This window comes from Chryseobacterium sp. CY350, assembly GCF_027945075.1.
Classification (GTDB): Bacteria; Bacteroidota; Bacteroidia; order Flavobacteriales; family Weeksellaceae; genus Chryseobacterium.
This window is the reverse complement of sequence record NZ_CP116034.1, coordinates 1,137,307-1,151,948: the sequence shown is the minus strand read 5'-3', so window position 1 is coordinate 1,151,948 and position 14,642 is coordinate 1,137,307. Positions and strand designations below refer to the sequence as shown.

Here is a 14,642-nt window from a genome sequence, read left to right as displayed (position 1 = left end):
TCTGGATTAAATTATGATCAGTCAATAATTTCGAGATTGTTTTTTTCTCTTGCGATTTGATGTTTAACCCAATCAAGCTGAGGATCTTTATTAGAAATAATATCCTGCATGCTCAGCTCAATTTTAACATCCGGCAAAACGCCTTTTTGAGTGTTCGTAAAATCGATATTAGGCTGAATCAATAATAGCCCGATCGGCAAATCTATTTGCGAATTGGGAAGTTTTTGGTAAGAATAAAATCCGGCAACGGTACCGTCATTTGCGCCTCCCGTTTCTTCACCCACTAAGGTCACTCTTTTGTCAGATTTAAGTTTAGCTGAAATGACGGACGATGCAGAAAAACTTCCGCCATTGATTAAAACGTAAACTTTTCCCTTAAAAGCATCCTTTTTTGGCTTTGTAGGTTTGTTTTCTTTCATCCTGTAGTAAGCGTTACCGTCTTTCCCTTTGTAAACACTGAATGCCTGGGAGAAAAAATATCCCGGATAAAGAAGACCTTTCAAAGTATATTGCAACGGATTTGATTTCCTGAAATAATTGGTTTTCAACGGTGTGGCACGTGATGTAAGCTGAGAAGGTTTAATTAAAACAAAAGGTTCCGGAGCAAGATAAGAGTACAATTGATTGATCTCGTACAGCGAACCGCCATAATTATTTCTGATATCGATGATTAAATAAGATGATTTTGCGTCTTTAATTTTAGCAAAAGATTCTTTATAAAAACGATTAGAAAAACTTCTTGAAAAACTCTGAATTTTCATATAAGCAATCGTCCGTTCCTGGTCTAAAAACTTAAAATTGCGGTTGTAAGAACTTGTGGAAGCAACGTAATCATTCACTTTTTTTTCATCGGTCCGTTTTTTATCTGCCTTTTCTTTTTCTAATTCTTGCTTGCTTTTTTCTTCCCTTTTGAGGTTGACGATTCTCGTTTCATGATTGTAAAGTGTTTCAACTTTTGCGCTGTCCATTATTCCTTTTTCTGCAACGTAGAAATTAAAAAAGACATCTTTCAGGTAATAATCTTGAAAGGTTGTATTGTAACCGTCGCTGTTGATGAGATTACGGTATTTTTTGAGATAATCTGAAACGGGAATTTTATTGATGCTCAAAATTTCTGTTCCCGGTTTTATATTTTCTACAGAATCTTTGTTTTCAATGATGTAAAGATGATCATCTGAAACGTAATATTCAAATCGACCGAAAAGTCCTTTTTTATTTTTTAAAACTTTGATTTCTTTTTTATTAAACTTTTTTGCAGGCATTTTCAGCGCAAGATGACCTTCTCTTATTTTTGCAATGACGGGTTGTAGTTTAAAATAAAACTGAACCGGCGTCAGTGGGCGGTTTATTGTTTTTTTTAGACTGTCAAATTTAAAATCAAGCTCTTTTTTTGAGATGTACCAGTTTAGTTTTGGATGCAGCTCCTGAAGTTTCTTGTAGGCAAAATCAACATCCTGATGCAGCTTATCTGGCGTTACGGTAGATTGGGTATTTTTATTCTGCCTTTTAATTGAAGTGCAGGATGCTACAAGCAGTATGGAAATTATGGATAATAAGTTTTTCAATGATTCAGTTTTATGAAAGATTAAATTTAAAAAGTTTCAGATAATTAAAAAGAAAAAAAAGTAAAAAGTATCGCCGTTCGTCCTAATAGAATCCGACCACACAAAATTGAAAGGAAATTTATACATTTAAAGTTTATATAAAAAAAATGATCTATCTAATTATCATTATTGCACTTATAGTTGCATTCACATTCATAGTAATGTCTCAGGAGGTTTTTGGCGCCGAACCGAAAGGGAAAAGGCTGGAAAGAATGCTGAAATCTGAACACTATAAAAATAAGCAGTTTCAGAATCTCAGTTATACCCCTTCTTTTGCGGAAGGATACAGCATGCCGAAAGTGATGTATAATTTCTTTTTTGATAAGAAAGATCCATATTTGAAGCCTCATCACAAGATTCCTGCAATTCATACCGACCTAAATAAGATTCCGAAAGATCAGGACGTTTTTATTTGGATGGGACATTCATCATACTACATTCAGACTGATGGTGTTTCATTCTTAATTGATCCTGTTTTAAGCAGTTATGGTTCGCCATTTAAATTTTTTAATAAAGCGTTTGCCGGAGCAGATATTTTCAAACCGGAAGATATTCCTAATATTGATTATCTGGTCATTACACACGATCATTATGACCATTTAGATTATCCTACGGTAAAAGCGATACGCCAAAAAGTTGGAAAAGTTATTATGTCTTTGGGAGTAGGAGCGCATTTTGCAAAATGGGGATATCGGGAAGATCAGTTTTTGGAAGAAGAGTGGGGCGCTGTTCTAGAATTGAAAAATAATATTAAAATTACCTACACTCCTGCAAGACATTTCTCAGGAAGAAAGCTGCACCGAAACAACACGCTCTGGACTTCTTATGTTCTTGAAGCTCCGAGTAAAAAGATTTTCTTAGGTGGAGACAGTGGTTACGACACTCATTTTAAAATGATCGGAGAAAAGTATGGCCCATTTGATTACGCTGTTATGGAGAACGGCCAATATAATCCGGCATGGAAATATATTCATGCATTGCCGGAAGAGGTAATTCAGGCAAGTATTGATATTCAGGCGAAGAATATTATTCCTGTTCATTCGGGGAAATTTGCTCTTGCTCTTCACCCATGGAATGAGCCATTGCAGAAAGTTACATCTTTAGGCAAGGAAAAAAATCTACACATTCTCACGCCAAAAATCGGTGAGGTTTTAGATTTAAATAAAAATGACAATACATTTCCGGTCTGGTGGCAAGATTGATTTAGTCGTGCCAGATTCCGCGGTATCTTTTTGGATGATTTTCAAGCTGTTGTCTTACGAAATCGCACTCGGGATCGATCATCAGATCTTTTTCTTCTGCAAAACGTACCAGCTCGTCTAAAAGCATTTTGGCGTATCCGTGGCCTTCAAGATTTTCATTGATTTTTGTGTAATGAACATTCAATAGCCGGCCATCTACCGCTATTGACATATAGCCAACTTTTTTGTCGTTTATTAAAAGCTGCAATTCGTCCTGATACGGCGTGATGTTAAATTCTATATTGTCCATGATTTTGATATTTTATAAAAAAACTCTTTCTTAAAATTACAAATTATAATCTTACGATACCACAGTTTCGACAAATCTGACCTAATTTATATTTGTTTAAAATTAAATATTTATAATAACAGCAGTTTGTAAACTTGAAAGTTCTCGTGACTATTGGATTTGTAGTGTTATTTAAATTTATCTGAGAATAATTTAAAAAATTTAAATGATTATTTGTTTTTTAATAAAGTATTATGATTTCCATTTAATTGTTTGGCATTTAAATTGAGAGTTTTGACTAAATAAAATTATCAAAATGAAAAAATTATTGATTACAGCATTATTCCTCGGAACTTTTAGTTTAGGATATGCACAATCAGACTATTACAATGATTACAGAAGAAGTGTTACTGATGTTAACTGGCAAACTGTAGTTACAGATTTGGTACTTTCTACAACACAGGCCAATCAATTATACTCGTTAAATGACAGATATTCAGATTATAACGGATGGAATAGAGTATACGCAAATAATCCTGACCGATGGAGAACAGATCGTTATTCTGAGATAGAAAGAATTTTAGGAAGAGATAAGTACACAAAATTTAAAACCAAATTTTACAAAGGGCAAAATCCTGTGGCTGTGTACAACCGAAATAAAAATAATGATAAGAGATACAAACACATGGATAAAAAAGCGAAGGCTTATAAATCAAACAAAGGAAAAGGCCATAAAAACAAATAAACTAATTATCAGTATACATATTTTCAAAAAAGAGATGGCTGTTCGAAAGAACAGTCATTTTTTTGTGCTCTATTTGAAGTTATCAATTTACCTTTGCAGCGACAAAATTTCTAACAGAAAGACCGCATATTAAAAATGAAAACTCTTCAGGAAAAAAATAAATTTATTGCTACGATATTGGCATTTGCCGTAATTCCGATGTCTGGTTTGGCAACAGATATTTATCTGCCATCAATGCCAAGTATGGCTACAGAACTCATTCAGCCGGAAAGTAGCATTCAGCTTACGCTTTCTATATTTCTCATCAGTTACGGACTGACGCAGTTTTTTGCAGGAAGCATTGTAGACTCATTCGGGCGGTTTAGAGTTTCGGCAATTTCTCTGGCTTTGTTTGTAGTCAGTTTTTTAGTGACCGCTTTGACGAAAGATATTGTCGTCATTTATGCAATGAGAGTGTTACAGGGTATGTTATCTGGCTTTGCCGTCGTTGCAAAACGAGCATTTTTTGTTGATGTATATGAAGGTGAAAAGCGTAAACATTATCTGAGCATTATGACGATTGTTTGGTCTGTAGGTCCCATTATTGCTCCATTTATCGGTGGTTATCTTCAGAAATTATTCGGCTGGCAGTCTAATTTTTACGTTTTGGCAGGATACAGTTTTATTCTGCTTATTTTGGAATTGATATTTTCCGGAGAAACGTTAAAAATCAAAAAACCTTTTAATTTTAATTATGTTCTCAAAGAATATGATCTCATGTTCCGCACCAAAGATTTTTTCTACGGAATGCTGATGTGCGGAGTGAGTTACGCAATGGTGATTTTTTTCAATCTTTGCGGGGCTTTTATCATCGAACACAAAATGGGATATTCAGAAGTCGTTGCAGGTTATGTTTCATTAATTCTCGGTCTTGCCTGGATGACAGGAGGTTTTTTAGGAAAAGCGCTAATAGAAAAAGCTTTCCTCCCGAAAATCAGGTATGCAAACTTTATCCAGATATTTTTAATCGTAGCAATGATTTTCTGTTCGTATTATCTAAACAATATTTACAGTTTAGTTGCTTTTGCTTTCGTAATTCATGTAACGGCAGGGTTTATTTTTAATAATTATTTCGCCTACTGCATCGGAAGATTTCCCAATTCTGCAGGTATCGCAGGCGGTTTGACAGGCGGAGTTGCATTCATCATCACTTCAGCGATAAGCTACGGAATTGTAGCAATCATTAAATCCGATATTCAACTAGAAGTTGCAGAAGGTTATTTTGTTTTGGGAATTTTAGGATTGATTATTTTAAGTATAACTAAATTAAGAAAAGCGCATGCTTGATTATAAAAAAAATCCCCAAGAGTTTTAACTATTGGGGATTTAATTATGTAATTTTTTTTACTTATTAAAAACTTCGATCATTACATTTTCAGGGACTACATTTGAATAATCATAACTCTGAACATTGAGTTGGGTAGTCGAACTTACACAAACCACTTTGTTGTTATAATTAAATACTTTGAAAGGGAATTTTTTAGTATTAATAGTTTGGGTTTTAGTGTAGGTGTTGATGTTGTAAAACTCAATTGCTTTAGACATATTTCCTGCAATGATACTGTTACTGTCAAAATCGAAACTAGTTAATTTAGAGTTTCCAGAAGGCAAATTATTCTGATAAATCATTTGAGAATTATATACAGAACCTGAACTGGATGTTATCACTCTTCCATCAGGAAATGTTTCAAAAATTCTGTAATTAAGAGGGTGATCTCCGTGATAGATATCATCTTGATGATTTACGTAATTTCCATTTAGATCAAAATTATACAAATCCAAATCTACTGGTGTTATATTCTGGGTGATGGTGTATAATTTAACCGATGTTCCAACCGACTTTTTCATCCTTCCAGTATTATAATAAAGCTGAGGAGATTGTGAAACTATAGTATTTGTAGTTCTACTTGCTGATTTAATTACGCTGTAATTACTATTGCTTGAAGAACCGTAAAGTATACCATTATGATAAACTGTACTTATGAGCGGCATTCCGAAACTCACCTGAGTTTTCAATGTCAGGTCATTACCATCATAAATGTCTACCCAACCATCATTTCTGGGAACATATAGTTCTACACTTCCATTATAGATTCCAATATCAGAGTAGCCTAAAGTTGCATTTGTGCTAATCTGATGAGTAACTGTTCCTGAATTTACATCGTAAAGTGCAATTTTGCCGTCTGTATCCAAAAGATACAATTTTCCTGTATTTTTATCAAACTGAGCGTCGAATGTTTTTAGGTTAAGAAGTTTGATGTCTGGTCTTTCTACCTTAACGATATTACTTTTTACCTGTTCGCCATTTGTTTTGATTCCTATTATTTGATATTCAAAATAAGCATTGAAAGGTACAATAGATGTATACGAAAATTGCGTGGGTCCAGCTGTTAAAAGTTCGGTTTGCGGACCATTCTGCGAGTCACTTCTAACAATTTTATATTGCATATAAGTATTATCACCTGCAAGAGTCCAGCTCAAACTAACCGTCTCAGCAGAATCATTATAATTTGAAGTTAAATTTATTCTATTTTCAATAAAAGGAGGTGTTACCACAACTTCTGTTATATCGTCATTAGAACTACCGCAAGAATACATCAGTAAACATGCAGACAGAATTAAAAATATCTTTTTCATAAATTTAAATTCCGTCAATAATTTCATTTAAAACTGTACTTGGTCTCATTGTCTCGTACGTTTTATACGTATCAGTTTTAAAATAACCATCAATATTCTGAGGCTTACCTTGAGCACCAATTAATTCTGAGTTGATTACCTCTTCACTTTCCTGCAATGCTTCTGCTACAGGAGCAAATTGTTGAGCCAATTCTGCATCAGCTGTTTGATTTGCTAAAGCTTCCGCCCAATACATCGCCAAATAGAAATGAGAACCTCTGTTATCAATTTGTCCGACTTTTCTAGCAGGAGATTTATCAGTAGCTAAGAATTTAGCATTTGCTTCGTCTAAAGTATCAGCCAAAACCTGAGCTTTCGTATTATTTTGAGTTTGTGCCAAATGCTCTAAAGAAGCCTGTAACGCTAAGAATTCACCTAGAGAATCCCATCTCAAATATCCTTCTTCCAGGAATTGCTCAACATGTTTCGGAGCAGAACCTCCAGCTCCTGTTTCGAACAAACCACCACCGTTCATCAATGGAACGATAGAAAGCATTTTAGCAGAAGTTCCAAGCTCTAGGATCGGGAAAAGATCTGTTAAGTAATCTCTCAATACGTTTCCTGAAACAGAAATTGTATCTTTTCCTTCTCTTGCTCTTTTCAACGTTTCTGTCATTGCATCTTTTACGTCAAGAATTTTAATATCCAATCCGTTGGTGTCGTGATCAGCTAAATATTTTTCAACTTTTTTGATCATTTCTCTGTCATGAGCTCTTCCTTTATCTAACCAAAAAATAGCTGGAGTATCAGAAAGTCTCGCTCTGTTTACAGCTAATTTTACCCAGTCCTGAATTGGAGCATCTTTCGTCTGACACATTCTGAAAATATCTCCAGCTTCAACTTTTTGAGAAAGAAGAGCAGTTCCATTTTCATCCTGAACTTCAATTGTTCCTTCAGCTGTAGCCTGGAAAGTCTTGTCGTGAGATCCGTATTCTTCAGCTTTTTGAGCCATTAAACCAACGTTCGGTACAGAACCCATTGTAGTAGGATCTAATTTTCCGTGCGCTTTCATATCATCAATTACCGACTGATAAAAACCTGCATAAGAACGATCCGGAATGATACAAACGGTATCTTCTTCTCTCCCCTCTTTGTTCCACATTTTTCCGCCACCTCTTACCAAAGCAGCCATAGATGCATCAACAATAATGTCAGAAGGCACGTGGAAGTTGGTAATTCCTTTGTCAGAATTTACCATTGCTACTCTTGGTCCGTTTGCCAATGCTGCCTCAATATCGCCTTTTATATTTGCTTCCTGTGCATTCCCTTTAATTTTATCAAAAAGATCTGCAAGACCATTATTTGGGTTAACGTCAAGAGAATCAAAGGTTTCAGCATATTTAATGAAAACATCTTTAAAGAAAGTTTCAATGATCCCACCGAAAACGATGGGATCAGAAATTTTCATCATCGTAGCTTTCAGGTGCGCAGAAAGAAGTACATTTTTATTTTTAGCTTCTTCAATAGCTTCTTGCACGAAAGCTTTCAAAGAGTTTAAATTCATTACAGAAGAATCAATAACTTCTCCAGCTTGAAGACCAGCGAAATCTTTCAGTAAAGTTTCAGCACCATCATTTCCTTTGAAAACGATTTTATATTTTGTAGCATTCTCAAGAGTCGTTGAAGTTTCTGTTCCGTAGAAATCTCCGCTGTTCATGTGAGCAACATCAGTTTTGCTGTCAGAAGCCCAGTCACCCATTCTGTGAGGGTTTGCTTTTGCATAATTTTTAACGGCTTTCGGTGCACGTCTGTCAGAATTCCCTTCTCTTAAAACAGGATTTACAGCACTTCCCAATACTTTAGCATATTTCGCTTTGATTGCTTTTTCCTCGTCATTTTTAGGTTCTGCAGGATAATTTGGAACTGCGAAACCTTTAGACTGTAATTCAGCGATTGCCGCGTCTAATTGTGGTGCAGAAGCAGAAATGTTGGGTAATTTGATAATGTTCGCATCAGGTTGAGTTGCCAGTTCGCCCAACTGAGCCAAAGCGTCATCAGTTTTCTGATCATCTTTTAAAAACTCAGGGAAGTTTGCTAAAATTCTTCCTGCCAAAGAAATATCCGGAACTGCGATCTCAATGTTCGCGGGTTTTGTAAACGCTTTTACGATTGGTAAAAACGAATGTGTTGCCAACATTGGAGCCTCATCCGTAAGTGTGTAATAGATTTTTGATTTTTCTGACATTATACTTTTATTTATTATTTAAAGTTTTAGTTTCACAAATTTAGTTAAATTTTAATTTTTTACACTTTAATAGTACGTAAGATTTTCTGTTTTAAGAATTATTTAACCTTTATTTCAAACAAAATCGATGGAAATTTAAATAAATTTGGTAAAAATTAAAATATATAAACTATGTCTACAATTACATTTAAAGGAAACCCGGTACACACTATTGGAGATCTTCCCGCAGTAGGAAACACAGCTCAGGAATTTACGATGGTTTCGGGAGATTTATCTGAAAAAAATCTTGCAGATTACACGGGTAAAAGAGTTGTTCTGAATATTTTCCCAAGCATTGATACAGGAATCTGTGCTGCATCAGCAAGAAAATTTAACGAAGAAGCTTCAGCACTTGATAATACAGTAGTTATTAATGTTTCAAGAGATTTACCTTTTGCACTATCGAGATTTTGTGCTGCTGAAGGATTAAATAACGTAGAAACTTTATCAGATTTCAGAGGGAATTTTGGTGAAGATTATGGCGTTACTATTACAGATTCTCCATTTAAAGGTCTTTTGAGCAGAGCGGTTGTGGTCTTAGATGAAAATACCAATGTAATCTACACAGAGCAAGTTCCTGAAATTGCACAAGAGCCTAATTATGAAGCGGCTATCGCATCGTTGAAGTAAATAAAATTATTTCTCCTTAATTTGAATCATTCTGTTGTTTAACAGAATGATTTTTTTATTTTTGTGCACCAACGTAACTATTAGTCATTGAAAAATATATTTACCTCTTTTTTAATTTTCGTTTCTCTGTTTTCGGGAGTTAGTTTTGTAAAAGCACAAGATTCTAAAGAGATTTTGGAATTGAAAAATAAGCTGGCGGAAAATTCTGACGAAGAGGAAAAACAGGAAGTTCGTAGAAAAATAATTGCAGCGTATTTAAATGAAAAAAAATTTGACAGTGTCATTGTATATACGAATAAGATGCTGCCATTCTATGAGAGAATGAATGATCGCGCCAAAATCGGAAATATAGAATTAAATTTAGTTGCAAATTATCATACTCTTAATCAGAAAGGTTCAGCATTTTTACATTTCGAAAAAGCAGAGAAATACTATAAAGATCTGACTTTAGAAAATAAAGTTCGTCTCAATAATATTGGTGCGATTTTGCAGTATAGCAATGAAAATTATTCGAAATCAATATTTTTTTTTAACAGGAATATTTCGCTTTATAAAAATGGTGAAAAAGTCAACAAACAAAAAATTGATGAGAACTACAATTCGTTGATATCATTATATTATTACACAAAAAATGACTACGCAAATACATTCAACATTACTAATGAATATCTAAAATTTACCGAAAAAGAATTTCCAGAAAAGTTAGCAGACGTTCATACTCAGTTGGGAATTATATATTGGGGTGTAGGATTTAATAAGAAAAGTATCAGCCATTATGAAAAGGCGATACAGCTTTATGAAAAGCAAAAAGGGAAAGAAAGCTACATTTATGCAATCAAAAATACATTGGGCGCCAATTATATGAAGTTGAAGGATTTTGATGAAGCTAAAAAGAATGCGCAGGAAGCTATCAATTATTTTAAAACACAAGATAATGTTTCAGCACTTTCCACGTCCTACAATCTTTTATCTCATATTGCATTTGAAGAAAAAAAGTTTTCTGATTCTAAAGATTATATCCTGAAAGCCATAAATATTGTTCCGGATTCTTCTCAAACAAATCTTTACAATAAAGCCTATTTAGGAACAATTAAGTTTAAAATTTTGATGCAAAAGGACAGTCTGAATATAAAAACAGATCCGGCCAAATACAAGGAGCTTCAAAATATAACTAAAGAATTATCTGATAACTTTGAAAAAATTGAGCTGAAAAAAGATAACGTGAGCTCAGGATTGCTTTTGCACAATTATAATATTCTGGCAGATGCTTACGGAATGTTGGGCGATTATGATAAGGCTTATTATTACTTAGATAAGACGATGAAGCAGCAAGAGAAGTCTTACAGCGTTGAAAAAATAAAAGCATTATCCGAGGTTCAGGGAGAACAGCAACTTAATGATGAAAGACTTAGAATTCAGCTAGTTGAAGAAACCAAACGGATTCAGCTACAAAAAGAAATAGAACTAAAAGCACTCCGATTTGAATATGAGAAAAAACATGCCGCAGCAAAAACCGAGGAAGAACGAAAAAGATTGGCTCTGGAAGAAGATTTAAAAAGAAAGGAAATTCAGTTTAAATTTGATGAAGAGCAAAAAGCTGTAGCTTTAAAATATTCTCAGGAAAAAAATATTGCCAGAATCAATCAGGAAAAAAAAGACGCTGTTGCAAAAGCAGATTTGGAAAGTTCTAAAAACCAGAAAAATATGTGGGCTGTGGGAGCAGGACTTTCACTTCTATTATTAGGTTTTGCGGTATTTTCATACAATCAGAAAAGAAAAGATAACAGAAAAATTGCCGAGGAGAAACTAAAATCTGATAATCTTCTTTTAAATATTCTGCCTCACGAAATTGCTGAAGAATTGAAGGAAAAAGGAAAAACTAGTGCAAAACATTTCGATGAAGTATCGGTTTTGTTTACAGATTTTGTCAACTTTACGGCAAATTCTGAACGAACTGGCGTTCAGGAAGTGCTGAATGAACTGAATGTCTGTTTTACAGAATTCGACAGGATCATGGATAAATATGGACTGGAAAAAATAAAAACCATTGGTGATGCATATTTGGCAGTGAGCGGTTTGCCGCTTTCTAATGGGAAGCACGCAAAAAACGCGGTGAGTGCAAGTTTGGAAATTCTTTCTTATATTCAACAGCGGAAACAGGAAAATCCAAATGCTTTGGATATTAGGATTGGAATTCACTCAGGTCCTGTAATCGCCGGAATTGTAGGGGTGAAAAAATTCGCCTATGATATTTGGGGAGATACGGTAAATACGGCTGCAAGAATGGAGCAGAATAGCAAACCAGGAAAGGTGAATATTTCTGAGGCAACATATCGGTTAATAAAAGAAGATTTTACCTTTGAGTCTCGCGGAAAAATAGAAACTAAGGGTAAAGGTGCAATGGAGATGTATTTTGTAAATCAGGCTTAAATTAATTTTATCAATGAAAAAAAATCTACTCTTCAAGTTTTTATTTTCTGTATTTATTCTCTTGCAAACATTTTGTTTTGCACAGAATTCTGCTGAAAAGCCTCGGATTCTGACTCACAAAGAAATTAAAAACGGCGCAAAAATAGATGAAGCCAGCAAATTTTTCGCTGGCGATAATCCTGATTTTGCTTTACCTCAATTTGACGATTCTGCATGGAAACATGTAAGCTTTAATTCTAAAAAAGTTTATTCGTGGAATCCTGTCAATTATAACTCTAAAAATAATTCAAAAAAAGAGCAAATTTACTGGGTTCGGTACTATTTTAAAATAGATTCTGCATCTATAAACGAGTCTTTATGTTTTGATGTTACTCAGCTTGGTGCTTCCGAGATTTACCTTAACGGGAAAAAAATTGAAAGCATCGGTAAAATTGGGAACGAAAAAACAAGAGAATTTAGAATAAAAAACAGAATTCCGGAATTATTTACCTTAGACAATACCAAAGTAAATGTTTTAGCTATCAGATTTTTACCTGTAGTTGGAAGCAAAAAAAAGACCGTCAATTTGAGTCCTTTTGCAATAAGTGTAGAGATTGTGTCAGCTAATGAATTGATTAGATCTAAAACAGAAATGGTGCAGTATTTCAACTTTTACACTATGCTGTTTTGCGGAATTTTTGGCGCGTTAGGATTTATTCATCTATTGTTGTTTATTTTTTACAGAAAAGCAATTTACAATCTGTATTTCTCTACCTACAATTTTTCGATTTCTTTGATGAGCTACCTGGTACTGCTTTTTTCAGAAATGCGTGATCCGCTGGATCTCGATTCTTACACTTTTCTCTCTTTTCTTGCATTGATGGCATTTGCAACCTCACTCACAGGCTTTGTCAATACGTTATTCGGCAGAACAAAAATAAGGCTGAAAGTAATGCTGATCATCTCAGCTCTACTTTTTGTAATCTATTATTTCAATGTTCCTTCTGCCGCAAGTTTAGCATTTTTCTACCTTTCTTTTGTAGCTTTTGAATCTTTTTATTTAATCGTCAGAGCGATGATTAGAAGAGAGAAATCTGCCTTTATCGTGGGAGGTGGAGTGTTGGTCTTCTTCCTTTTTATTGTACTGGTTATCATTTTTATATTTTTAAATAAACTGAATACAATTCAGATAAGTGAGGAAATGGGAGACGATTTTATCGGTTATGTGCTGATCTTAATTTTCATCAGTTTTCCAATTTCAATTTCTGCGTATTTGGGTTGGCAATTTGCTTCAACCAATTTAAGTCTGGTTAAACAGTTGGATGAAGTCAACCGGCTCTCTGATATTAATTTAAAACAAGAACAGGAAAAACAGCAGATTCTTCAGGATCAAAATGATCTGCTTGAAAAACAGGTTGACGAACGCACCTTTGAGCTTCAAAAAGAAAAACAGAAAACAGAAAATTTACTGCTTAATATTCTTCCGCACGAGGTTGCCGAGGAATTAAAGGAAAATGGTTCGTCTGAAGCCAAATATTATGACGAAGTAAGTGTTTTGTTTACTGATTTTGTTAATTTTACCCAGAGTTCAGAGAAAATGGGTGCCGAGAAAATGTTGGTTGAGCTCAACGAATGTTTTACCGCATTTGATATGATCATGGAAAAGCATGGTTTAGAAAAAATAAAAACGATTGGTGATGCATATTTGGCTGTTTGTGGACTTCCAATTAAAAATGAGAATCACGCGCATCAAACGGTTTTGGTTGCTTTAGATATCATTAATTTTATTGAAGAAAGGAAAAAGACACATCCGGAAGCTCTTGATATCAGAATCGGGATCAATTCAGGTTCTTTGATTGCAGGAATTGTCGGTGTTAAAAAGTTCGCTTACGATATTTGGGGCGATACTGTAAACACGGCAGCCAGAATGGAGCAGAACAGTGAAAAAGGTAAAATAAATATTTCAGAATCAACGTATCAATTGGTGAAAAATAAAGTGCATTGCGAATACAGGGGTAAAATTCACACCAAAGGTAAAGGCGAAATGGATATGTATTTTGCAATTGAAACTAAGGATATTTAACCACAAAAGTAACAAAAGGTTTATTTTTAGTTTGAATTACGATATAAAAAGAGTGATAAAAATCTTTGCTGAGTGAAACGCCTTTGCGAACAAAAAATATTTTCAAGAATTTTAAAAAAAATCTTTGCGAACTTTGCGTTTAAATAAACAAAAAAAACATTTTCTATTTTAAATATGGAATACGAAAAATTAAATACCATAATATTAAAACGGCTGAAGGAACACCTTCCGGAGCATTTGTCATATCACAGCGTAATGCATGTGAAAGACGTGATCGATTCTGTCGAAAAAATTGCAAAATCAGAAAAAGTTAATGATGAAGATTTAGTTTTGCTAAAAACGGCGGCATTATTTCATGATACCGGATTTTTGTATGGTTCAAAAGAGCATGAGGCAAAATCATGCGAAATCGCTGAAGAATATCTTTCCGAGTACGGATATTCTCAGGAACAGACTGAGAAAATAAAAGGAATGATCATGGCGACAAAAATTCCGCAGACGCCGTATAATCATTTAGAACAGATATTGGCTGATGCAGATCTGGATTATCTCGGCAGAGATGATTTTTTTGTGATCGGAGATAAATTATTCGAAGAACTATCTATGTTCGGAATCGTTAATTCTGAGCGTGACTGGAATTTGCTGCAGGAAAAATTCCTGGAAAGTCATCATTATTTTACAGAAACGGCCATCAAAAGCCGCGATCAGAAAAAACAGGAAAATCTGAACATTATTAAAACAAAACTAAAAAACTACTGATCA

11 protein-coding genes are annotated in these 14,642 nt (G+C 34.3%); 7 read left to right on the top strand and 4 right to left on the bottom strand.

From position 1 onward, the window contains the following. Positions 1-17: 17 nt before the first annotated feature. Positions 18-1,565, bottom strand: coding sequence for a S41 family peptidase (locus tag PGH12_RS05245; protein WP_267597042.1), 1,548 nt, complete (start codon positions 1,563-1,565; stop codon positions 18-20). A 146-nt stretch (positions 1,566-1,711) separates the two neighbouring features. Here PGH12_RS05245 and PGH12_RS05240 point away from each other — a divergent pair, with 146 nt between their 5' ends. Beyond that, on the top strand, positions 1,712-2,806 hold the full coding sequence (locus tag PGH12_RS05240; RefSeq protein WP_267597040.1) for an MBL fold metallo-hydrolase: 1,095 nt from the start codon (positions 1,712-1,714) through the stop codon (positions 2,804-2,806). Between the two features lies 1 nt (position 2,807). On the opposite strand, the gene PGH12_RS05235 is transcribed toward PGH12_RS05240, so the two are convergent. Continuing rightward, positions 2,808-3,095, bottom strand: coding sequence for a GNAT family N-acetyltransferase (locus PGH12_RS05235; RefSeq protein WP_267597039.1), 288 nt, complete (start codon positions 3,093-3,095; stop codon positions 2,808-2,810). Between the two features lie 295 nt (positions 3,096-3,390). Here PGH12_RS05235 and PGH12_RS05230 point away from each other — a divergent pair, with 295 nt between their 5' ends. After that, positions 3,391-3,819, top strand: coding sequence for a hypothetical protein (locus PGH12_RS05230; protein WP_267597037.1), 429 nt, complete (start codon positions 3,391-3,393; stop codon positions 3,817-3,819). 135 nt (positions 3,820-3,954) lie between these two features. Then, positions 3,955-5,145, top strand: coding sequence for an MFS transporter (locus tag PGH12_RS05225; protein WP_267597035.1), 1,191 nt, complete (start codon positions 3,955-3,957; stop codon positions 5,143-5,145). Between the two features lie 57 nt (positions 5,146-5,202). Here the strand turns inward: PGH12_RS05225 and PGH12_RS05220 are convergent, their stop codons facing one another. Continuing rightward, positions 5,203-6,495, bottom strand: a complete 1,293-nt coding sequence (locus PGH12_RS05220; protein ID WP_267597033.1) for a hypothetical protein — start codon at positions 6,493-6,495, stop codon at positions 5,203-5,205. Positions 6,496-6,499: 4 nt separating this feature from the next. Further along, the gene (locus PGH12_RS05215) at positions 6,500-8,719 is read right to left on the bottom strand and encodes an NADP-dependent isocitrate dehydrogenase (RefSeq protein WP_267597032.1); all 2,220 of its coding nucleotides are present in this window, start codon (positions 8,717-8,719) and stop codon (positions 6,500-6,502) included. 171 nt (positions 8,720-8,890) lie between these two features. Between PGH12_RS05215 and tpx the strand changes: the two genes are divergently transcribed. From tpx to PGH12_RS05195, 4 genes are all read left to right on the top strand, one after another. Beyond that, positions 8,891-9,388, top strand: a complete 498-nt coding sequence (gene tpx, locus PGH12_RS05210; RefSeq protein ID WP_267597030.1) for a thiol peroxidase — start codon at positions 8,891-8,893, stop codon at positions 9,386-9,388. A gap of 87 nt (positions 9,389-9,475) precedes the next feature. Beyond that, positions 9,476-11,818 carry an adenylate/guanylate cyclase domain-containing protein gene (locus tag PGH12_RS05205; RefSeq protein WP_267597028.1) on the top strand — a complete coding sequence of 781 codons (2,343 nt, stop codon included), beginning with the start codon at positions 9,476-9,478 and terminating at the stop codon, positions 11,816-11,818. 13 nt (positions 11,819-11,831) lie between these two features. Continuing rightward, entirely contained in the window at positions 11,832-13,880 is a 2,049-nt protein-coding gene (locus tag PGH12_RS05200; RefSeq protein ID WP_267597027.1) for an adenylate/guanylate cyclase domain-containing protein, read from the top strand. Between the two features lie 174 nt (positions 13,881-14,054). Next, positions 14,055-14,639 carry an HD domain-containing protein gene (locus PGH12_RS05195; protein ID WP_267597026.1) on the top strand — a complete coding sequence of 195 codons (585 nt, stop codon included), beginning with the start codon at positions 14,055-14,057 and terminating at the stop codon, positions 14,637-14,639. The last annotated feature ends 3 nt before the right edge of the window (positions 14,640-14,642 follow it).

Coding starts and splice junctions, on each gene's coding strand:
- PGH12_RS05240 (WP_267597040.1), top strand. CDS start 1,712: ATGATCTATCTAATTATCATTATTGCACTTATAGTTGCATTCACATTC.
- PGH12_RS05235 (WP_267597039.1), bottom strand. CDS start 3,095: ATGGACAATATAGAATTTAACATCACGCCGTATCAGGACGAATTGCAG.
- PGH12_RS05230 (WP_267597037.1), top strand. CDS start 3,391: ATGAAAAAATTATTGATTACAGCATTATTCCTCGGAACTTTTAGTTTA.
- PGH12_RS05225 (WP_267597035.1), top strand. CDS start 3,955: ATGAAAACTCTTCAGGAAAAAAATAAATTTATTGCTACGATATTGGCA.
- PGH12_RS05220 (WP_267597033.1), bottom strand. CDS start 6,495: ATGAAAAAGATATTTTTAATTCTGTCTGCATGTTTACTGATGTATTCT.
- PGH12_RS05215 (WP_267597032.1), bottom strand. CDS start 8,719: ATGTCAGAAAAATCAAAAATCTATTACACACTTACGGATGAGGCTCCA.
- tpx (WP_267597030.1), top strand. CDS start 8,891: ATGTCTACAATTACATTTAAAGGAAACCCGGTACACACTATTGGAGAT.
- PGH12_RS05200 (WP_267597027.1), top strand. CDS start 11,832: ATGAAAAAAAATCTACTCTTCAAGTTTTTATTTTCTGTATTTATTCTC.
- PGH12_RS05195 (WP_267597026.1), top strand. CDS start 14,055: ATGGAATACGAAAAATTAAATACCATAATATTAAAACGGCTGAAGGAA.